Here is an 18,373-nt window from a genome sequence, read left to right on the forward strand (position 1 = left end):
CTCTCGGTCGAATCGGAAAGGTATACCCCCCGGAGTATTCCCTATACCCCCCGGGGTAGTCAAAATACCCTTGGGGGTATAGGCTGATCAGGTAACCCCCGACTTCTGGAGAAGACCATGCAACTCGACCCGACCGAAATGACTCCCGTCATCAACCGCCTCAAGCGTGCCCAGGGGCAGCTCGCCGCGGTCACCCGCATGCTCGAGGAAGGCAAGGACTGCAAGGACGTCGTCACCCAGCTCGCAGCCGTCTCGAAGGCCCTGGACCGCGCGGGGTTCGCCGTGATCGCCAGCGGCCTCGAGCAGTGCATCGTCCGCGAGGACACCAGCCTCGACAAGAAGGAGCTCGAGAAGCTCTTCCTCACCCTTGCCTGATCCGAATTCCCGCCCGATCCGAACTCCCGCCGATCCGAAGGAGCCTCCCATGACGTACACCCACTCCATCGCCGTCCCCCTGCCCTGGGACGAGGCAGTACGCCGCACCAGGGAAGCGCTGAAGGAGCAGGGGTTCGGGATCCTCACCGAGATCGACGTGCGGGCCACCTTCGAGGCGAAGCTCGGGGTGGAAGCCGCCGACGCCGTCGGTGACTACCTCATCCTCGGCGCCTGCAACCCCGCCCTGGCGAGCCGGGCACTCGCAGCGGAACCCTCCATGGGCGCACTCCTGCCCTGCAACGTCGTCGTCCGGCGCCGCCGGGACGAACAGCAGACCACGATCGAGGCCATCGACCCGCAGACCATGGTCCGGCTCAGCGCGAGCCCGGCGATCGAAGCGGTGGCCTACGACGCCGGAGCCCGCCTCGGCAGGGCCCTGGCGGATCTCGCTTCCTGACCGCAAGCCGGGCCGGCCCGCCGACGTCGGGAACTAAACGTCCCGGAAACACGCCCGCAATACCGCTCCCGAATCATGGAGGTAGTCCGCCGTCCCAGCGGGCCGACCCCTGGATCACCAAGGAGCACCGATGACCGCCATCGCCACCCGCACCACCGCCCGCGTCCTCGACCTCTGCGCGCTGACCCCGGGGACGATCGTCGAGGCACGCCGCAGGAACGAAGTGCACTACCGCGGGTGCGTGGAGGACACCGCGCCCGGTCCCGGCGTCGTCTGGATCCGCGACGACCTGGCCGGACACCGCGCCATGCTCCACCTCGACGAGTACAGCATCTGGCGCGTCCCTGCCTGAGCCGCTCCCCCGCAGTACGGGCAGGCACCGCCGGCCCTCCTAGACTGGAGGGATGACTGCAACCCTCGTGGCGAAGGACCTGTCCGGGGGCCACGCCCACCGCACCCTCTTCTCGAAACTCGACCTCACCGTCTCGCCCGGGGACGTCGTCGGCGTCGTGGGAGCCAACGGTGCCGGCAAGACCACCCTCCTGCGCCTCCTCGCGGGAGCGGACACCCCTCTCGCCGGCACCGTCAGGACCACCCCGACCGACGCCTTCGTGGGCTGGCTCCCGCAGGAGCACGAGCGCGTCGCAGGTGAGACGGTGGCTGCCTACATCGGCCGGAGGACCGGCACGACGGCGGCGACCCTCGCCATGGAGGACGCCGCCGCGGCGCTCGGGAGTGGGGCCAAGGGCGCCGACGACACCTATGCCCTGGCGCTCGACCACTGGATGTCCTCCGGGGCCGTGGACCTCGAGGACCGCATGCCGGCCGTCCTCGCCGACGTGGCGGGAGGCCTCGACCCGGCCACCCCCACCACAGCGCTGTCCGGCGGGCAGCTCGCGCGGGTCGCGCTGGCCGCCCTGCTGCTGAGCCGCTTCGACATCGTGCTCCTCGACGAACCCACCAACGACCTGGACCTCGCCGGGCTGGACCGCCTGGAGTCCTTCATCCAGAACCTGCGCGGCGGCGCGGTCCTCGTCTCGCACGACCGCGAGTTCCTGGCGCGCTGCGTCACCACCGTCGTCGAACTGGACCTCGCACAGAACAGGGTGGCGGTGTACGACGGCGGGTACGACGCCTTCCTGGACGAGCGCGCCGTGGCCCGCCGGCACGCCCGTGAGGCCTACGAGGAGTACGCGGACAAGAAGCAGGACCTCGTGGGCCGTGCCCGCACGCAGCGCGAGTGGAGTTCGCAGGGCGTGCGCAACGCCATGAAGAAGAATCCCGACAACGACAAGATCCGCCGGAAGGCGAGCGCCGAGTCCTCGGAGAAGCAGGCGCAGAAGGTCCGCCAGATGGAATCGCGCATCGCCCGGCTGGACGAGGTCGAGGAACCCCGCAAGGAGTGGCAGCTGCAGTTCACCATCGGTGCCGCGCCGCGCTCGAGCTCCGTCGTCGCCACCCTGAACAGCGCCTCCGTCACGCAGGGCGCCTTCAGCCTCGGGCCCGTCTCGGTGCAGGTGAACGCGGGTGAGCGCATCGGGATCACCGGCCCCAACGGCGCGGGGAAGTCCACGCTGCTGCGCCTCCTGCTCGGTCATCAGCAGCCCGATGACGGCGCCGGAACGCTCGGCTCCAGCGTCGCCGTCGGCGAGATCGACCAGGCCCGCGGGCAGCTCGACGACGCCCTCCCCCTGGGCGCGGCCTTCGAATCCCTGGTGCCGGAGATGTCGCAGGGCGAGGTCCGCACCCTCCTCGCGAAGTTCGGGCTGAAGGCCGACCAGGTGCGCGCCGCCGTCGGCTCCCTCTCCCCCGGCGAACGGACCCGTGCCGGGCTCGCCCTGCTGCAGGCCCGCGGCGTGAACCTCCTGGTCCTGGACGAACCGACCAACCACCTCGACCTGCCGGCCATCGAGCAGCTGGAGGACGCCCTCGAGTCCTACACGGGCGCGCTCCTGCTGGTCACGCACGACCGCCGGCTGCTGGAGAACGTGCGCCTCGACGAGCGCTGGCACGTGGAGGGCGGCAGGGTCACCGTCGGCTGACGCGGCATCATACCTCCGCCGGAAGCCCCTCACCCGAAGCGAACGGACCCTCCTCCTGCTGCGCATCCGTGACAGCATGGACTTCGGAGCGCGCACCTGCCGCTTCCCGGACGAGGGGTGCCGTACCCGGTGTGCGACAAGACGGCCCAGAGAGAGTCATGGCCTGGATCGTCCTCGTAATCTCCGGAGTCCTCGAAGCCGTCTGGGCGACAGCCCTCGGCCGATCGGAGGGCTTCACCCGGCTCGCGCCGACCGTGGTGTTCGGCGTCGCCATCGTCGCGAGCATGGCCGGCCTGGCCTATGCGATGCGGACCCTGCCCATCGGCACGGCGTATGCGGTCTGGGTGGGCATCGGCGCGTCCCTGACCGTCGTCTACGCGATGGCGACCGGCTCGGAGCCCGCGTCGCTCCTGAAGATCGTGTTCCTGATGATGATCGTCGGCGGCGTCATCGGTCTGAAACTCGCGCACTAAGCCATCCCTTGCGCCAAAACTGAGTGTGACCACCCGTTTCAGTTGACGTTCGTCCGACAGGATCGGTGAAGGCTCACAGGGGGGCCACCGACCGGGGGTTGAGCAGAATGCAGCACGACGACACGCTGATGGCCATGGAGTTCGCCGGACTCTCCGTCTACGAGACGTGGATGCACTACTGCAACGTGGGGGGCGGGATCGACTACTTCGAGTTCGACGCCTACCTCCACGGCGTCCTCGGCCTCGACGCCGAGGACGCCGACGTCGTCTCCCAGGCCGTCAACGAACTGATCGACGACGTCCTGCCGGCCGAGGAGTCCCGCGGCAAGCGTGCCCCCTACTCGTGGACCGGGTGCCCGGTCCCCGCCCCGGCAGATCGGGGCGACGACGGCCCGGTGCACGCACCATCCATGAGCCCAGGCATCCCGCTGCCGCCCGGAGCCCCGCTGGAACTGCTCGACGAGATCCTGGGCAGCAGCGTCCTGAACCCCTCCGTCGCGGGTGGGTGGGCGTAGGGCCTACCCGCGCGGTTCCCTTTCCAGTGCGGCGTCGTGCTCGATGTGCGCCCGGCGAATCAGCTCCATGAACTCGGTCTCGTTCCGGATGAGGCGCTTGAACTTCTCGGGCAGCTTCCTCAGGCCCTCCTCCTCGGCGCACAGCCTGGCGAAGATCTTCTCGCGCTCGGCCATGTCGGTCTCGTAGTTGAGGTCCAGGTACTCGGAGGCGTGCCGCTTCGCGCCGGAGATGGCGTTCTTCGCCCGCCCCTTGGGGCTCAGGACCGAGGCCAGGACGGTCACGATGAGGACCCCGAGGATCACGCTCAGCGACACCCCGGTACTGATCTCGACCACCGGGACGTGCTCGCCGCCGTTGATGAACGGCAGGGTGTTCTCGTGCAGGGCGTGGAGGATGAGCTTCACGCCGATGAACCCGAGGATCACGGCGAGGCCGTAGGAGAGGTAGATCAGGCGGTCGAGCAGCTCGTCGATCAGGAAGTACAGCTGCCGCAGGCCCATGAGCGAGAAGGCCGTGGCCGTGAACACGATGAAGGTGTTCTGGGTCAGCCCGAAGATCGCGGGGATGGAGTCGAGGGCGAAGAGGATGTCGGTGCCGCCGATCGCGACCATGACCAGCAGCATGGGCGTGAGGACGCGCTTGCCGTCCACCATCGTGAACAGCTTGTCGCCGTCGTAGTGCTCGGAGGCGGGGAGGAAGCGCTTCGCGAGCCGGATGATGAGGCTGTCGCCGGCGTCGTCGTGCCCGTCCGGCTTCAGCAGGTTGCCCGCGGTCAGCAGGAGGATCAGGCCGAAGATGTAGAACACCCAGGCGAAGGTGTTGATCAGCGCGGCGCCCAGGAAGATGAATCCGGTGCGGGCGATCAGCGCGAAGACGATGCCGAAGAGCAGTACCTTCTGCTGATCCGCGCGGGGGACCTTGAAGCTCGCCATGATGATGAGGAAGACGAACAGGTTGTCCACGGAGAGCGCCTTCTCCGTGACGTACCCGGCGAAGTACTCGGTGCCCATGGTCGGTCCGCCGAACACCAGCACGCCGACGCCGAACAGCAGCGCGAGGCCCACGTAGATCGAGGACCAGATCGCCGACTCGCGCAGCGTGGGGGTGTGCGCCTTGCGCACGTGGAAGAAGAAGTCGAACAGCAGCAGCCCGACGATGCCGATGATGGTGCCGACCCAGACGTAGAACGGTGTTTCCATGCTGCGCATCTCCCGCCGTCGTTGGTGATGGTCTTCGATTGTCCCGCTAACGGTACGGGCACACCTAGACTGGCGCAGTCCCTATCTTTTTGACGAGGAATGCCATGAGCCCGATGATGCGCACTGCGGTGCTCCGCGCCGCCGACCTGCCCGTTCCCTACGCGACGAGCACCCCGTTGTCCGTGGAATCGGTCCCGATCCCTGCACCGCGCCAAGGCGAGGTGCTCGTGCGCATCGCCCGGGCGAGCCTGTGCCACTCGGACCTGTCCGTCGTCAACGGGTCCCGCCTCCGCCCCCTGCCGATGGCTCTCGGGCACGAGGCGACCGGCGTCGTGGAGGGCGTCGGTGAGGGCGTCGTCGACGTGCGGGACGGCGACCACGTGGTGCTCGTCTTCGTGCCCGCCTGCGGGGAATGCCGTGCCTGCTCGGCCGGCCGGCCGGCCCTCTGCTACCGGGGCGCGGAGTCCAACGCCGGCGGCGACCTGCTGCACGGGCCCGCCCTGCTGCGCGACGCCGACGGCGAGCGCATCAACCACCACCTCGGCGTCTCGGCGTTCTCGCAGTACGCGGTCGTGGCCCGCGAGTCGGTGGTCGTGATCGACGACGACGTCCCCTTCGACGTCGCCGCGATGTTCGGCTGCGCGGCCCTGACCGGGATCGGCGCCGTCCTGAACACCGCCGCCGTCCGGGAGGGGCAGTCGGTGGTCGTCTTCGGCCTCGGCGCGGTGGGCCTCATGGCCGTGATGGCCGCCGCCCAGATCCCCGGTACCACCGTCATCGCGATCGACCCGCTCGCCTCCAAGCAGGAGCTGGGCCTGCGCTGCGGAGCACAGCACGCAGACGCCCCCGAGGAGGCCGCCGACCTCGTGCGGGGCGCCACGGACGGCGGGGCCGACGTCGTGATCGAGGCGGTGGGCAGCGCCCGCGTCATGGAGGCGGGCCTGCAGCTGCTCGCCCGGGGCGGCGCCCTCGTGTCCGTGGGCCTGCCCCACCCCGACCAGGAGATCTCCACGCAGGCCCTGCAGTTCGCCGGGCTGGGGCGCCGCCTGCTCGGCTCCTACATGGGGGACGCCGTCCCGGAGCGGGACATCCCCGCCTACCTGCGGCTGTGGCGGGAGGGGCGCCTGCCGGTCGAGCTCCTCCACACGGACACCCGGCCGCTGGAGGACCTCAACGAGAGCCTCGACGCGCTCGCCGAGGGACGGGTGGTACGGCGGATCTTCACGCTCGGCTAGGGCCTGGGCCTGGGTCGCCGCGCACTCCGAAGCGTGCTTACCATGTGGTCGGCACGTCTATCCAAAGGAGAACGACAATGCAGCAACGCTCGCTCGGCGGTACCCCGGTCAGCGCCCTCGGCCTGGGCGGCATGCCCATGTCCATCGAGGGACGTCCCGACGAGGACCGTTCCATCCGCACCATCCATGCGGCGCTCGACGCCGGCGTCACCCTGATCGACACCGCGGACGCCTACCATCGCGACGCGGACGAGGTGGGGCACAACGAGCTGCTGATCGCGAAGGCCCTGGCGCATTACGGCGCGGACAGCTCCGGCGTCCTCGTCGCGACCAAGGGCGGGCACCTCCGGCCGGGGGACGGCTCGTGGACGCTGAACGGCCGCCCGGAGTACCTGAAGGAGGCCGCGAAGGCCTCGCTCAAGCGGCTCGGCGGGGACGCCATCGGCCTCTACCAGTTCCACCGGCCGGACCCCGAGGTCCCCTACGAGGACTCGGTCGGTGCCCTCAAGGACCTGCTGGACGAGGGTGTCATCCGCCTGGCGGGCATCTCGAACGCCACCGTGCACCAGATCCGGAAGGCGAACGAGATCCTCGGCGGCGCCCTGGCCTCGGTGCAGAACCAGTTCTCCCCGGCGTTCCGTTCCAGCGAGGACGAGCTCGTGTACTGCGGCGAGAACGGCATCGCCTTCCTGCCGTGGAGCCCGCTCGGCGGCATCAAGAAGGCCGGCGGACTCGGTGAGCAGTTCACGCCCTTCCAGGAGATCGCCGACGCGCACGGCGTCAGCCCCCAGCAGGTGTGCCTGGCCTGGGAGCTCGCCCTCGCACCGACGGTCGTTCCCATCCCGGGCGCGTCCCGCCCCGAGAGCATCCAGGATTCGGCCCGTGCCGCGGAGCTCGAGCTGTCCTCCGACGAGATCGCGATGCTCTCCCGGACCGACTAGCTGCACTGCCCAGGGGCCTCCGGTCGGCCGTCCCTGTCGGTGACGTACGAACGCCCGCGCCCCTCCCGGGGCGCGGGCCTTCGCGCGTCAGGCGTCCGGCTGCATCGCGACGGCGCGGATGGGCGCGCCGTCCGTCCCGGCCAGGGCCAGCGGGAGCACCGATACCAGCGGGCGGTCCCACGTGACCTGCGCCAGGTTCGCCAGATTCTCGACGATCACCCCGTCCGCCCCGAGGAAGACGGTGTGGAACGGCAGGCCCTCCCCGTTGTCGAGGGTGGCGTCCGGGTTGAGGGTGTCGACGCCGACCACCGTGATCCCGGCGGCGAGCAGCCGCCGGGCCACCTCGGCCGCGAGCACAGGATGCTCGAGGTAACGCTCCGAGCCGAAGTGCTCGGACCAGTCGGTCCGGAACAGCACCATGGCGACGCCGTCGAGGTCCTCGAGCTGCTCCGCCACGGAGGACCACTCGATGGTCTCCCGGGGCGCGCGGCCCGTGCACCGCACGATCCTCGCGGGTCCCACGAGCCGGGACAGGTCGATGGCGTCCACCGCCCGCCCCCCGGGGATGGAGTGGAGGGGCGCGTCGAGGTGGGTCCCGGTGTGGGAGCCGGCGTGCAGGGACGCCACCTGGTAGCCGTCCTCGACGACGGTGGCCACCGTGGTCAGCGTGACCTCCGGGTCGCCGGGATAGACCTGCATCCCGGTGTGGACCGGCTGCGACAGGTCAACGATCAGCACGCGCGGGGCCTTCGTCCGGCAGGTCGAGGAGATGGACGTGGGGGCGCCGTGTGCGGTCGATCCGCCCGGTGGCCACGGCCCAGGCCAGGTACAGCACGGCCGAGAGGACGAACGTGGGGATCGTGGCACCGATCGGGCTCGGGACACGGTAGGTCAGCACCAGGGAGGCGCCCGCCCCGACCAGCCACACCAGCACGGCGGCGATGTTCACTCCCCCGTGGTACCAGTACTCCCCGCCGCGGGCGCGCAGGATGTCGCGTCCGTAGTGCCGGGACTTCACCACGTAGTAGTCGACGAGCATGACGGCGAAGACCGGGATGAACAGTGCGCCGATCACCGTCAGGAAGGCGGTGAACTGGTCGAGGAGCGCCAGCCAGGTGGAGCCGAGGATCGAGATCACGCCGAGGACGATCGCCGTCGGCAGGAAGGTGACGCGGCGCGACGGCGCCATGTTCACCACGGAGGCGACCATCCCGTAGACCACCATGGTGTTCGTGGCCATGACGGACAGGAAGATCACGACGGCCAGCGGTGCGCCGAACGCCGCGACGATCACGGTGGGGTCGAAGGGAACGGCCTCGCCGCCGTCGAGGACCACGTAGCCGATGGCCGTGGCCCCGAGGGTCATGGCGAGGACCGTGGACAGGACGTAGCCCATGCCGGAACCGATCATGCCGGCCGACTGCGTCCGGGCGAGGCGGTTGAACTCGGCGGAGAGCACCGTCCAGGAGATGGCGGTCGCGATGACGACGTCGAGGGTCGCTATGGGCGTCCACCCGGCGGCGGCGTCCTGCGGGATCGCCGCGAAGTCCGCGGGACCGTAGGCGAGGAATGCCGTGGTGAAGATGTAGGCCATGAAGGCGAGGATCACGAGGGCGAGCCACGGCTCCACGCGGGCGATGCCCGTGTGCCCGAAGATCGCGAGGCAGACCACGAGCAGCTGGCAGAGGACGGAGAACAGGACCGGGCTGGAGAACCCGGTGGCCTGCTCGACGAGGAAGTTGACCGTGACCCCCGCGAGCATCGCCTGGACCCAGCTCCAGCCCATCAGGATGATCACGTTCGCGGCGACCGGGAGGAAGGATCCGCGGAGCCCGAAGGAGCCCTTGGTGAGCGACATCGTGGCCAGGCCGGTCCGTGTGCCCATGTTCCCGACCAGCACCAGCACCGAGCCGCCGATCAGGGTCCCGAGGACGATCATGCCGACCGCGAGCCCCCAGCTGATGCCCGGGACGAAGAGCGTCCCGGTGAGCAGGGTGGTGACGACCAGGTTGGCGGCGAGCCAGATCATGCCCATGCGCGCGGTCCCGAGCGTGCCGCGGAGGGGACCGTAGCCGTCGGAGTTCTTGTCGAGGTGGTCGGACAGGCGCCGATACGCCGAGGTCCGGGTGGCCTGCGTCATGCGGCGCTCTCTTCCGTGGTGTCTTCGGGGGCGGGGCCCAGGTGTTCGTGGACGGCCTCGATCGAGGACCCGGCACGGCGGAACACGATCGTCTCCCGCTCGCTGGTGGTCTCGCTCGCGCCTCCGACCGAGGTGGTGGTGCGGACGTGGTGGGTGAAGACGGCCGTCGTCCCGAACACCTGCACGCGCGGGGCGCTGCTGATGCAGTCCGTCACGCGCCAGCCGTCGGCGATCCATCCCGCCCACAGTTCCTCGTAGGCGGCCCTGTCCTCGAGCCGGCGGGGCTCCGTGTGGAACACGAAGGTGGCGTCCGGGGCGAAGCACCGGAAATAGGCCTCGGTGTCGGTCGCGCGGAAGGCGGCCACGAGCACGTCGGCCGCCGCGAGGACCTCGACCTCCGTGAGGACCTCATGGGGTGGGTTCAGGTCAGGCATGTGCCCTCTCATCTCTCGAAGTTGTCCCCCAGTGAACTTTTGTTGTCAGGTGATCTTGTGTGACGTGGACTTCATTGTCAAAGCACGCCCAGGGGCCGAACAGCGCGTTGCTAGGGTGAAGGCATGTCCTCCTCCCCCGTCGCCCTCATCACGGGCGCCTCCCGCGGCATCGGCCGTGCCATCGCCGACGAGCTCGGCACCACGCACCACCTGCTGCTCGGCGGGCGCGACCTCGCCGCCCTCGCGGAGCTGTCGTCGTCGTTCCCCTCGGCGGAACCGTTCTCCGCCGAACTGCGTGATTCCGGCCAGGTGGCTGCGGCGGTCGCCGGCATCCCGCGACTCGATGTCCTCGTCCACTCCGCGGGCGTCCTGCGGATGGGCTCGGTGGCGGACCTGTCCGACGACGCCTGGCGTGAGAGCTTCGAGGTCAACGTGTTCGCGGTAGCCTCCCTCACGAGGGCGCTGCTGCCGGCCCTGCGCGCCGCCGGCGGCCAGGTGATCGCCATCAACAGCGGCTCCGGCTACAGCTCCGGGGCGGGCTCCGCCGCCTACAGCGGCACCAAGTTCGCGCTGCGCGCCCTCACGGATGCCCTGCGCGAGGAGGAGCGCCGGCACGGCGTCCGCGTCAGCTCCATCCACCCCGGCCGGGTGGCCACGGACATGCAGGAGGAACTGCATGCCTGGGAGGGCAAGGACTACCGGCCCGAGGCGTGGATCCAGCCGGACCAGGTGGCCCGGGCCGTGCGCCTCGCTGTGGACGCCACCCGCGAGTCGACGATCGAGACGCTGAGCATCCGGCCCTCCGGCATCGCGCTCGCGTAAGGCCGGTCGCTCAGCCCGCGTGGACCACGCGGGGCTTCCCGAACTGCGTCTGCACGCCCGGCGAGAACAGCACGGACTCCGGCGGACCGTCCACCTGCAGCCCCGCCGCGGCGAGCAGCCCGTCGTCGGACTCCGTCAGGACGGCCGGGTGGAGCGGCCACGGCGTGTGGGTGTTGGGGATGTAGAGGGTGCGTCCGGCGAGGACGCTGTGCAGCCCGAAGCGCGCGGTGAGCTCCAGGGACAGTGCGTCCTCCGCCGTCGCCCCCTGGTCCGGCCGCACGGCGAAGCGGGAGCAGGCCTGCCGCCGGTACCGGACGACGTCGTACCCGTACTCCCGGTCTGCATCCTCCCCGCGCGTGACCGGCGCGCACTTCGACCACACGTACGGGATGCCGCCGGCGCGGGCGGCGAGGACGACGGCCAGGCGGGAGGCGTCCAGCGTCACGAACACGACGCCGCGGGTGCCGTCGGGGCCTCGCGAATAGAGCCGGACGTTGATCTCGGTGAAGGACCCGAAGTACGGGACGGGCAGGCCGCGGCCCAGCCCGGCGCCGACCATCCGGAAGCCGATCAGGCCCACCCAGGACGAGCCGTCCACCACGTCCGGCACGACGCCCGGCGGCATGAAGCCGGCCACGGCCGCGGCGTCGATCCGCCAGTGCAGGAAGACGGCGTCCGCCCAGTACTGGTCCATGATCACCGGGCGTGGCAGCTCCGGGGCGAGGTACCGGTGATGGTCGGTGGTCATGACAGCGGCTCCCCACAGTCCCCGGGTTTCCCGGCGAACCGGTACCAGTCGGGCAGTGCGGCCGTGAACTCGGCGCGGACCGCCGGATCCTCGACGACGGTCCAGTCCACGGCCGAGCCCACCTCGGGTTCCACCTTGTTCCACTCGAACCAGTTGACCATCGCGAGCTGCGGGAAGCGCTCCCGGATGCTCGGGTCGAACACCTGCTGCCACCAGGCACGCTTGATGTTCAGGGTCCGCAGGCTGCCGATGTCATCATCGACGAGCGCCGCGGTCTCCGGGATGGCGACGGGCTTGCCGTGGCCCACGCCGTAGTCGGCGTAGAAGTCCGGGAGCATCGATTCGTCACCGTTGTCGCCGTCGTAGGTGCCGGTGAGCTGGGCGGCGAACTTGCCCTCCTCCGGCATCTCACTCTCGCCCCAGGGGTAGGCGCTCCCCCAGTGGTAGAGGGACATGCCCACCCAGTCGACGGCGTCGTCGCCGGGGTAGTAGGGCGCGTAGGGGTCGTCGAGCGCGGTCAGCGCGCCGTCCCCGGTGGTGTCGAGCGCCGCGAAGCCGGCGGCTCCGGGCCGGGACTCCTGGGCGCCCCCGGCGAAGGGGTAGCCGCCGCCGTAGTTCGGTGCCCACATCATCGCGGACCCCGGGGCGTCCCGGTGGACGGCGTCGGCCACGCGGCGGAAGGCCGCGATGTACTCATCGGGCTGCTGCCCCCAGGCATACCAGGAACCGTTCATCTCATGGGCGAACCTCACCACGACCGGAACCCCGTTGGTGTTGAAGCCCGCGAGCAGGGCCGCGAGTTCCTCCGCGCGTTCGTCGGTGACCGCCGCCAGCCCGTGCACCGGCTCCAGCGTCAGCAGGAGGGTGGCTCCCGTCTGTCGCACCTGCTCGGCGGCCGCGCTGATGAGGTCCGGATCCTCGGGAGCGAAGGGGAAGTCGGCAAAGGTCACGGCGACGGCCGGGCGGTCGCCGAGCTTGTCCGAGTACTCGGCGAGGGTCTCCCTCCCCCACTCCAGGTTCACGCCCATGAGCGTGCCGTCGGCCGGTGCAAGGTTCCGGCCGTCGATGGGATCGCACGGGACGGCGGCGGGGTTGATGTTGCAGGCGCACAGGCACAGGAGCACCAGCACCATGACGAGGCGCGCAAGGTTTGAGACCACGGGGACAATCTACCGTCGGAGGGGCCGTGCCCGGCGCGGAGGCCCGCCTCGGTGCGGCGGACGGCCCCGGTGCGGCGAGCGCTAGAAGGCATAGCGGATCCGGCAGTAGGGCAGCTGCGCGGCGGCGAGGCGGAGGAACTCGTCGAGGTAGCCCCGCTTGTCGTAGGCGACGTAGCGCACGTTCGTGAACCCGTTCTGGGACTGCTTGGTCTCCTGGAGGTCCGGCCGCCACAGGATCTCCTCGGCCTGCGGATGCCACCCGAGGTTGACCTCGTGCAGCTGCTGGTTGTGCGTGAGGAAGATGACCTCCGCCGCGAGCTGCCTCCTGGCCGCAGGCGACAGGGCGGCATCGAGCTGGCCGAAGAGTTCGCGCCAGTCGTCCTGCCATCCGGGAGTGATGATCACCGGGGAGAAATTGACATGGACCTCGTAGCCCGCCTCCACGAAGTCGTTGATCGCGGCGATCCGCTCCGCGACCGGCGTGGTGCGCACGTCCACGGTGCGCGCGAGCCTCTCGGGCATCAGGGAGAAGCGGATCCGGGTGCGTTCCTGGGGGTCCCACGCGAGCAGGTCCCGGTTCACGTACTTGGTGGCGAAGGAGAGTTTGGCGGTCGGCAGGTCCCGGTACAGGTCCACGAGGTCCCGCACGTTGTCGCTGACGAGCGCGTCCACCGAGCAGTCGCTGTTCTCCCCGATGTCGTACACCCAGGCGTGCTCGTCGCACTGGTTGGGTTCCAGCTTCATGCCCTGCCGCGTCACGTGCCGTTCGAGGTAGCCGCTGATCTGATCGATGTTGGCGAACACGGTGATCGGGTTGCTGTAGCCCTTGTGGCGCGGGACGTAGCAATAGGCGCAGGCCATGGCGCAGCCGTTCGCCGTCGAGGGCGCGATGAAATCCGCCGACCTCCCGTTGGGTTTCGCCGTGAGCGACTTCTTGACGCCGATGATCAGCGCCTCGGTCTTGATGCGGACCCATCGGCGGACGTTGGCCTCGTCCCCGCTCAGTTCCGGGATGCGCCAATGGCTCGCCACCTCGACGACGTCGGCATCCGGCCACCGTGCGAGGATCTCCCGGCCGCGGGGCAGGACAGCCGCGGCCGGCTCGACATAGATGCGGCTGATCTGGAGCAGCCTGTTGGCCTGGAGCATGCAACCCCTCGCGGTGTCCGGTGGTGCACCGACGGTACCCGCCGCCACCGACACTTCCGGCGCGCCGGCACCCGGTCTACTGTGGCTGCACGGGTGCCGACGGCGCACCCCCGGGGAAAGGGTGGCCGGATCGTGGCCGAATTGCTGACACAGCCCACGGATCAGGACCCGCGCTCCTTCATCGAAGCGATCGCGCATCCGACACGGCGCGCCGATGCGCTGGTCCTGCTCGACCTCATGGGGCGGGTCACGGGCGAGCGCGCCGTCATGTGGGGTCCCTCGATGATCGGTTTCGGCCGGTACCACTACCGGTATGCGTCGGGGCATGAGGGCGATGCCCTGTCCGTCGGGTTCTCGCCGCGGACGACGGCGCAGGCACTCTACGGTCTGCTCGCGGCACCCGGGGTGGAGGATCTGCTGCCACGCCTCGGCAAGCACCGGCGGGGCGCCGGGTGCCTGTACATCACCTCACTCGCGGCCGTCGACCTCGCCGTCCTCGAGGACCTGGTCCGGCGCGGACACGACTTCATGGCGACGGAGGACGTCACCTAGCCGGGCACGGCCCGCCAGCACCCCGGGCACCGGGCTGCAGGACCACCCCGGGTCGAGCACGTGCCGGATCAGTAGTACACTAACCATTCGTGCACGCTTCATCTCTGCAGGGAAGTCGGAGGACCGATGGCAACGACCCTCGACGAGGATCTCCTGCTCGAGCGGCAACTGTGTTTCGCCCTGTCGGTGGCTTCGAGGAGCGTGGTCGGCGCCTACCGGCCCGTGCTCGAGCAGCTCGACCTCACCCACCCGCAGTATCTCGTGATGCTCGCTCTGTGGGAGGAGAGTCCCCGCACGGTCCGGAACGTCGGTCGGGCCCTGGCGATGGAATCCGCGACCCTCTCGCCCATGCTCAAGCGGCTCGAGGCGCAGGGACTGCTCTCCCGCACGCGCGTCCCCGGCAACGAGCGGGCCCTCGCCGTCGACCTCACGCCGGCGGGCCGCGATCTCCGCTCGGCGGCGCGTCAGGTACCCGCCACCATGATGGAACGGCTCGGGTTGACGCGTGAGCAGGTGGAGACCCTGAACGACGCCATGCACGCCATCATCCGGGCCACGGGGACGGAACTCCCGGGCTCCGCCCGCACCGCACCAGGAGAGAACCCGCGATGAGCAAGAAGGAACCGCTGTCGACCCGCTTCATGCAGGCCACCGGGAAACTCCGGATGTTCTTCGGACCTGCCCAGCGCGGCAGCACCGCAGGCCCGATCGTCTATCTCGACGACGATGCGCAGAAGGCGCGGCAGGAGGAGTTGCAGCAGTGGACGGTGGTGCGCAACCCGGACGGGTCGACCTACCTCACCTCGAGGCGGGAGCCATGACGGACAGCGACGGACGCACGTTTCGTACTCATCGGTAACATGCGGGACTCGTACGGCATGGGGTCCTGAGGAATACGGTCGGGCAATGTCAGACTGTCCCTATCAATGCCTATCTCGCCCCTGAGCGATATCAGGGTGCCGTCATCACACAGACCGAGGCCTCGAACGTATGAGCACACAGTGCCCTCCTGCCAGCACGCCCACGGATGAAGCCACACCATACCGGAGCGCGCTCCTCGTGGCGTCCGGTGCCCGGGACGTCCGGGGCGGGGACACCCTCTTCCATCGGCTCACGGCCGAGACGGACGCGCTGCTGGAACATCTCGAGGGGACCGTCGCGCGCCTCGCCCTCGCGCACCGCGCGAGTGCCCCGGACACCGAGACGCGACTGACGGACGACGACGCCTTCGTGTGGGTCCAGCAGTCCATCGAGGACATCGCGGCGACACTGCGCGGGCTGGTCCTGGAGCGTTCGACGGAGCACCCGGCCGAGACTCCGCTCCACGCATGCACGGACCGCGCCTGAGGGGGACCCGGGCAACGCAGGCCTCCCCGTCCCTGCCATGGAACGGGGAGTCGGAAGAACCCTAGATGGACTGGCGGGCGCGGATGCCGGCGCGGCCCATCGCATCGGTGTAGGCCGCCTGGATCTCCTTCAGCCAGAGCTCCTGGTTGACGGGCGTGCCCTTGAACGCCCGCTCCCCGGGGGACCGGACCTCGTAGATCTTGAAGCCGCGCTTGGCGATGGCCCGGTTCTCGAGCTTCATGAGCCGGCGCGCTGCCTTGTGCGCGTCGGCGCCGTGCGCCACGAGCGCCGACGCCCGCGGCACCTGCTGCAGGAAGGTGAGCAGGGGCTTCACCCCGTCGGCGATCTGGTCCATGGTCAGCGCCCGCTCCTTGCCCTCGGGCAGGTACCACGGGTGGGCGTTCCACGGCATGAAGGCGTCGGGCCGCAGGCCGACGGCCTCGTAGATTCCCGCCATCCGGATGGAACTCGCGTCATCGTTCTCGAACGAGACGAACCCGGAGGGCAGGGACGCTCCGGGGTTGGAGAAGAGGCTGACGATCTTGCAGCCATCGACGTCGTGGATGGGGTCGATGTAGGGCACCGCCGAACCCGGCTTCGACTCGGCCAGGGTGTCACACAGCCGGTTCACGTCCTCGATCTGCGGATCGTATCGCTGTTCCCACTGCTGTGCCCTGTACGTGGGGTCTGACATACGCTGTACCAATTCCGCCTCCTCGCGGACGGCGCCAGAGGTGGCGCGAACGTGTCCGCACCTCCCAGCCTACGCCAGTACCCGACCGGCGTCGCGGCCACCGGCCCCCACCGGGTACCCGACGCCGGTGAAGTACCCGCCGTCGGGCCCCCTGCAGCGGACCTCCGGCACGCCCTGTCCGTTCGCAGGACGTGCAGGCCAGGGGCCGCGGGAGGGTTCAGGACAGGGTCGTGGCGTACGGGTCCCAGTCCTCGGGCAGCGGCTCGGCAGCGGTCGCGGAGCTCGACAGCGAGACGAACTCACCCGTGGCGATGCTCTCCGAGATCGAGACCATCGCGTCGAGGACGTGGTAGGCCATCTGGCCCTGTGCCCGGTGAGGACGCTCCTCCCGCAGGGCCCGGGCCATCTCGAGCACGCCGCTGCCGCGGGTGGACGTCGCACCGACGGCCGGGATCACCTCCGGTTCGTCGGCCCCGCGGCGCGTGAGCAGGAGGTCGCCGGTGAAGTTGTTCGGATCGGGGAACGCGAGGGTCGCCTCCGTGCCCGTGACCTCGATGAACCCCGCGCGCTGGAGCGGCGAGTCGAAGCTGAAGATGCTCTGCGAGGACCCGCCGCTCGCGAACTGGGCTATCGCGCTGACATGGGAGGGGACGGTGACGTCGAAGACCTCGCCGGCCTTCGGCCCGGATCCGATGGTCCGGGTCGCACGGGAGGTGGACCCGAAGCTTCCTACCTTCGTGATGGCCCCGAAGGTCTGGACGAGGGCGGTCAGGTAGTAGGGACCCATGTCGAACAGTGGCCCGGCTCCCGCCTGGAAGAGGAAGGCGGGGTTCGGGTGCCAGGACTCGGGGCCCGGGGACTGCATCAGGGTCAGCGCGGTCTGGGGGACGCCGATGTCGCCGCGCGCCACGAGGCGCAGCGCCGTCTGCAGGCCGGCGCCGAGGAAGGTGTCGGGAGCGCAGCCAAGGCGGAGCCCGGCTGCATCCGCGGCCTTGAGCAGGCCGATCCCGCTCTCACGGTCCAGCGAGAAGGGCTTCTCGCTCCACACGTGCTTGCCCGCGTTCACCGCGGCGGTCGCCACCTCGACATGAGCGGCGGGGATGGTCAGATTCACGACGATCTCGACGTCGGGGTGGTCCAGCGCGTCCTGGACACCGCCCGAGGACGGCACCCCGAACTCCGCGGCCCGGGCGGCGGCGACCTCCTCGAACATGTCGGCGACGATGTGCACCGTCACGTCCGGGAAGCCCGTCAGGTTCGTCAGGTACTCCTTGCTGATGACCCCCGCGCCGATGACGGCGACGCCGACGGGCCCGGTGCGCTTCCCTGCCGCACTCACTTCTTCCCCCCCGTCAGGTAGGCCAGGCTGTCGGCGACGGCGGCGAAGATGTCGCCGTCGAAGTCATCGAGTTCGACGACGACGGCCTCGAGCCCGGGGGCGGCGTCGAGCACGTCCCAGACGCGCATGCTGCCGGAGCCGACGGCGACCTGCTCCCTGTTGTGCTTGGTGAGCGGGCCGTCCTTGATGTGGACGAAGCGCACGCGATCGCCGAGGCGGCGGAGCAGTTCGGCGGGGTCCTCGCCGCCGACGGCCGCCCAGTAGGTGTCCACCTCGAGGACGACCTCGGGGTCGAGGTAGCCGGCGAGGACCTCGAGGGCCGAGGTGCCGTCGACGCGCTCCTCGAGCTCGAACTCGTGGTTGTGGTAGCCGACGGTGATGCCGTATCCGGCACCCTTCTTCGCTGCCGCGTTGAGTGCTTCCGCGGTGGCCCTGATGTCCTCGTCCGAGGTCCAGTGCGAGCGCTCGACGTGGGGATCGATCACGGTGCCGATGCCGAGCTTCCGTGCAGCCTCGAAGATCTCGTCCTGGTCCGCGCTGAGGAGGGGCGCGTGGCCGGACGGGGCCGTGAGGCCGCTCTCCGCGAGGGCGGCCGCGAGTTCGTCCGCCGTGGCGACGAAGTTGTAGGGCTCGACGGCGGTGTAGCCGAGGTGGGCGACACGCTTGATGGTGCCCGGCAGATCCTCCCCCAGGGCCGTCCGCAGGGTGTAGAGCTGGAGCGAATACGTCACGGGGGTTCTCCTCGCTGAG

23 protein-coding genes and 1 riboswitch are annotated in these 18,373 nt (G+C 69.9%); of the genes, 13 read left to right on the forward strand and 10 right to left on the reverse strand.

Annotated features, from left to right (window positions below):
- Positions 1-117 precede the first annotated feature (117 nt).
- The 6 genes from MWM45_RS15795 (at position 118) to MWM45_RS15820 (ending at position 3,862) form a co-directional block, all read left to right on the forward strand.
- Positions 118-375 carry a metal-sensitive transcriptional regulator gene (locus MWM45_RS15795; RefSeq protein ID WP_104121696.1) on the forward strand — a complete coding sequence of 86 codons (258 nt, stop codon included), beginning with the start codon at positions 118-120 and terminating at the stop codon, positions 373-375.
- Positions 376-424: 49 nt separating this feature from the next.
- Positions 425-832 (forward strand): DUF302 domain-containing protein, encoded by a 408-nt coding sequence (locus MWM45_RS15800; protein ID WP_247827256.1) that lies wholly within the window; start codon positions 425-427, stop codon positions 830-832.
- Positions 833-962: 130 nt separating this feature from the next.
- Positions 963-1,184: a hypothetical protein gene (locus tag MWM45_RS15805; protein WP_247827257.1), complete on the forward strand. Its 222-nt coding sequence runs from the start codon at positions 963-965 to the stop codon at positions 1,182-1,184.
- 52 nt (positions 1,185-1,236) lie between these two features.
- Positions 1,237-2,874, forward strand: a complete 1,638-nt coding sequence (locus tag MWM45_RS15810) for an ABC-F family ATP-binding cassette domain-containing protein (protein ID WP_247827258.1) — start codon at positions 1,237-1,239, stop codon at positions 2,872-2,874.
- Positions 2,875-2,959: 85 nt separating this feature from the next.
- Positions 2,960-3,025: riboswitch (guanidine-III (ykkC-III) riboswitch) on the forward strand.
- A 7-nt stretch (positions 3,026-3,032) separates the two neighbouring features.
- The gene (locus MWM45_RS15815; protein WP_247827259.1) at positions 3,033-3,347 is read left to right on the forward strand and encodes a DMT family transporter; all 315 of its coding nucleotides are present in this window, start codon (positions 3,033-3,035) and stop codon (positions 3,345-3,347) included.
- 107 nt (positions 3,348-3,454) lie between these two features.
- A complete protein-coding gene (locus MWM45_RS15820) occupies positions 3,455-3,862 on the forward strand; it encodes a hypothetical protein (RefSeq protein WP_247827260.1) in 408 nt (135 codons plus the stop codon).
- 3 nt (positions 3,863-3,865) lie between these two features.
- Here the strand turns inward: MWM45_RS15820 and MWM45_RS15825 are convergent, their stop codons facing one another.
- Complete coding sequence (locus MWM45_RS15825; protein WP_247827261.1) at positions 3,866-5,062, reverse strand: TerC family protein; 1,197 nt, start codon at positions 5,060-5,062, stop codon at positions 3,866-3,868.
- 116 nt (positions 5,063-5,178) lie between these two features.
- Here MWM45_RS15825 and MWM45_RS15830 point away from each other — a divergent pair, with 116 nt between their 5' ends.
- Positions 5,179-6,297, forward strand: a complete 1,119-nt coding sequence (locus MWM45_RS15830) for an alcohol dehydrogenase catalytic domain-containing protein (RefSeq protein ID WP_418909776.1) — start codon at positions 5,179-5,181, stop codon at positions 6,295-6,297.
- Between the two features lie 77 nt (positions 6,298-6,374).
- Positions 6,375-7,238: an aldo/keto reductase gene (locus MWM45_RS15835; protein ID WP_247827262.1), complete on the forward strand. Its 864-nt coding sequence runs from the start codon at positions 6,375-6,377 to the stop codon at positions 7,236-7,238.
- Positions 7,239-7,325: 87 nt separating this feature from the next.
- On the opposite strand, the gene MWM45_RS15840 is transcribed toward MWM45_RS15835, so the two are convergent.
- Genes MWM45_RS15840 through MWM45_RS15850 form a run of 3 tightly spaced genes read right to left on the reverse strand, consistent with a single transcriptional unit; the run spans position 7,326 to position 9,812 of the window.
- Positions 7,326-7,976 carry a cyclase family protein gene (locus MWM45_RS15840; protein WP_247827263.1) on the reverse strand — a complete coding sequence of 217 codons (651 nt, stop codon included), beginning with the start codon at positions 7,974-7,976 and terminating at the stop codon, positions 7,326-7,328.
- Positions 7,963-9,378, reverse strand: coding sequence for a purine-cytosine permease family protein (locus MWM45_RS15845; RefSeq protein WP_247827264.1), 1,416 nt, complete (start codon positions 9,376-9,378; stop codon positions 7,963-7,965). Before MWM45_RS15845 ends, MWM45_RS15840 begins: the two co-directional genes overlap by 14 nt.
- Positions 9,375-9,812: a nuclear transport factor 2 family protein gene (locus MWM45_RS15850; protein WP_247827265.1), complete on the reverse strand. Its 438-nt coding sequence runs from the start codon at positions 9,810-9,812 to the stop codon at positions 9,375-9,377. Before MWM45_RS15850 ends, MWM45_RS15845 begins: the two co-directional genes overlap by 4 nt.
- Before the next feature lie 123 nt (positions 9,813-9,935).
- On the opposite strand from MWM45_RS15850, the gene MWM45_RS15855 reads away from it, so the two are divergent.
- Positions 9,936-10,634 (forward strand): SDR family oxidoreductase, encoded by a 699-nt coding sequence (locus tag MWM45_RS15855; protein WP_247827266.1) that lies wholly within the window; start codon positions 9,936-9,938, stop codon positions 10,632-10,634.
- A 10-nt stretch (positions 10,635-10,644) separates the two neighbouring features.
- Here the strand turns inward: MWM45_RS15855 and MWM45_RS15860 are convergent, their stop codons facing one another.
- The 3 genes from MWM45_RS15860 to MWM45_RS15870 all read right to left on the reverse strand — a co-directional run bounded on the left by MWM45_RS15860 (position 10,645) and on the right by MWM45_RS15870 (position 13,691).
- Positions 10,645-11,382: a YqjF family protein gene (locus tag MWM45_RS15860; RefSeq protein WP_247827267.1), complete on the reverse strand. Its 738-nt coding sequence runs from the start codon at positions 11,380-11,382 to the stop codon at positions 10,645-10,647.
- Entirely contained in the window at positions 11,379-12,542 is a 1,164-nt protein-coding gene (locus tag MWM45_RS15865) for a glycoside hydrolase family 26 protein (protein WP_247827268.1), read from the reverse strand. The genes MWM45_RS15860 and MWM45_RS15865 overlap by 4 nt, the downstream gene beginning before the upstream one ends.
- Before the next feature lie 81 nt (positions 12,543-12,623).
- Positions 12,624-13,691 (reverse strand): spore photoproduct lyase family protein, encoded by a 1,068-nt coding sequence (locus MWM45_RS15870; protein WP_247827269.1) that lies wholly within the window; start codon positions 13,689-13,691, stop codon positions 12,624-12,626.
- A gap of 132 nt (positions 13,692-13,823) precedes the next feature.
- On the opposite strand from MWM45_RS15870, the gene MWM45_RS15875 reads away from it, so the two are divergent.
- The 4 genes from MWM45_RS15875 to MWM45_RS15890 all read left to right on the forward strand — a co-directional run bounded on the left by MWM45_RS15875 (position 13,824) and on the right by MWM45_RS15890 (position 15,590).
- Positions 13,824-14,243 (forward strand): DUF1801 domain-containing protein, encoded by a 420-nt coding sequence (locus MWM45_RS15875; RefSeq protein ID WP_247827270.1) that lies wholly within the window; start codon positions 13,824-13,826, stop codon positions 14,241-14,243.
- 126 nt (positions 14,244-14,369) lie between these two features.
- Positions 14,370-14,855: a MarR family winged helix-turn-helix transcriptional regulator gene (locus MWM45_RS15880; protein WP_247827271.1), complete on the forward strand. Its 486-nt coding sequence runs from the start codon at positions 14,370-14,372 to the stop codon at positions 14,853-14,855.
- On the forward strand, positions 14,852-15,064 hold the full coding sequence (locus tag MWM45_RS15885; RefSeq protein WP_247827272.1) for a hypothetical protein: 213 nt from the start codon (positions 14,852-14,854) through the stop codon (positions 15,062-15,064). Before MWM45_RS15880 ends, MWM45_RS15885 begins: the two co-directional genes overlap by 4 nt.
- A gap of 169 nt (positions 15,065-15,233) precedes the next feature.
- Complete coding sequence (locus tag MWM45_RS15890; RefSeq protein ID WP_247827273.1) at positions 15,234-15,590, forward strand: hypothetical protein; 357 nt, start codon at positions 15,234-15,236, stop codon at positions 15,588-15,590.
- Between the two features lie 61 nt (positions 15,591-15,651).
- Here MWM45_RS15890 and MWM45_RS15895 read toward each other — a convergent pair whose 3' ends face one another.
- From MWM45_RS15895 to MWM45_RS15905, 3 genes are all read right to left on the reverse strand, one after another.
- Positions 15,652-16,284: a uracil-DNA glycosylase family protein gene (locus MWM45_RS15895; RefSeq protein WP_247827274.1), complete on the reverse strand. Its 633-nt coding sequence runs from the start codon at positions 16,282-16,284 to the stop codon at positions 15,652-15,654.
- Positions 16,285-16,501: 217 nt separating this feature from the next.
- The gene (locus tag MWM45_RS15900; RefSeq protein WP_247827275.1) at positions 16,502-17,623 is read right to left on the reverse strand and encodes a Gfo/Idh/MocA family protein; all 1,122 of its coding nucleotides are present in this window, start codon (positions 17,621-17,623) and stop codon (positions 16,502-16,504) included.
- On the reverse strand, positions 17,620-18,354 hold the full coding sequence (locus MWM45_RS15905) for a sugar phosphate isomerase/epimerase family protein (RefSeq protein WP_247827276.1): 735 nt from the start codon (positions 18,352-18,354) through the stop codon (positions 17,620-17,622). The genes MWM45_RS15900 and MWM45_RS15905 overlap by 4 nt, the downstream gene beginning before the upstream one ends.
- Between the last annotated feature and the right edge of the window lie 19 nt (positions 18,355-18,373).

The sequence above is a fragment of the Arthrobacter antioxidans genome (assembly GCF_023100725.1).
Taxonomy (GTDB): domain Bacteria; phylum Actinomycetota; class Actinomycetes; order Actinomycetales; family Micrococcaceae; genus Arthrobacter_D; species Arthrobacter_D antioxidans.

Coding starts and splice junctions, on each gene's coding strand:
- MWM45_RS15795 (WP_104121696.1), top strand. CDS start 118: ATGCAACTCGACCCGACCGAAATGACTCCCGTCATCAACCGCCTCAAG.
- MWM45_RS15800 (WP_247827256.1), top strand. CDS start 425: ATGACGTACACCCACTCCATCGCCGTCCCCCTGCCCTGGGACGAGGCA.
- MWM45_RS15805 (WP_247827257.1), top strand. CDS start 963: ATGACCGCCATCGCCACCCGCACCACCGCCCGCGTCCTCGACCTCTGC.
- MWM45_RS15810 (WP_247827258.1), top strand. CDS start 1,237: ATGACTGCAACCCTCGTGGCGAAGGACCTGTCCGGGGGCCACGCCCAC.
- MWM45_RS15815 (WP_247827259.1), top strand. CDS start 3,033: ATGGCCTGGATCGTCCTCGTAATCTCCGGAGTCCTCGAAGCCGTCTGG.
- MWM45_RS15820 (WP_247827260.1), top strand. CDS start 3,455: ATGCAGCACGACGACACGCTGATGGCCATGGAGTTCGCCGGACTCTCC.
- MWM45_RS15825 (WP_247827261.1), bottom strand. CDS start 5,062: ATGGAAACACCGTTCTACGTCTGGGTCGGCACCATCATCGGCATCGTC.
- MWM45_RS15830 (WP_418909776.1), top strand. CDS start 5,179: ATGCGCACTGCGGTGCTCCGCGCCGCCGACCTGCCCGTTCCCTACGCG.
- MWM45_RS15835 (WP_247827262.1), top strand. CDS start 6,375: ATGCAGCAACGCTCGCTCGGCGGTACCCCGGTCAGCGCCCTCGGCCTG.
- MWM45_RS15845 (WP_247827264.1), bottom strand. CDS start 9,378: ATGACGCAGGCCACCCGGACCTCGGCGTATCGGCGCCTGTCCGACCAC.
- MWM45_RS15850 (WP_247827265.1), bottom strand. CDS start 9,812: ATGCCTGACCTGAACCCACCCCATGAGGTCCTCACGGAGGTCGAGGTC.
- MWM45_RS15855 (WP_247827266.1), top strand. CDS start 9,936: ATGTCCTCCTCCCCCGTCGCCCTCATCACGGGCGCCTCCCGCGGCATC.
- MWM45_RS15860 (WP_247827267.1), bottom strand. CDS start 11,382: ATGACCACCGACCATCACCGGTACCTCGCCCCGGAGCTGCCACGCCCG.
- MWM45_RS15870 (WP_247827269.1), bottom strand. CDS start 13,691: ATGCTCCAGGCCAACAGGCTGCTCCAGATCAGCCGCATCTATGTCGAG.
- MWM45_RS15880 (WP_247827271.1), top strand. CDS start 14,370: ATGGCAACGACCCTCGACGAGGATCTCCTGCTCGAGCGGCAACTGTGT.
- MWM45_RS15885 (WP_247827272.1), top strand. CDS start 14,852: ATGAGCAAGAAGGAACCGCTGTCGACCCGCTTCATGCAGGCCACCGGG.
- MWM45_RS15890 (WP_247827273.1), top strand. CDS start 15,234: ATGAGCACACAGTGCCCTCCTGCCAGCACGCCCACGGATGAAGCCACA.
- MWM45_RS15895 (WP_247827274.1), bottom strand. CDS start 16,284: ATGTCAGACCCCACGTACAGGGCACAGCAGTGGGAACAGCGATACGAT.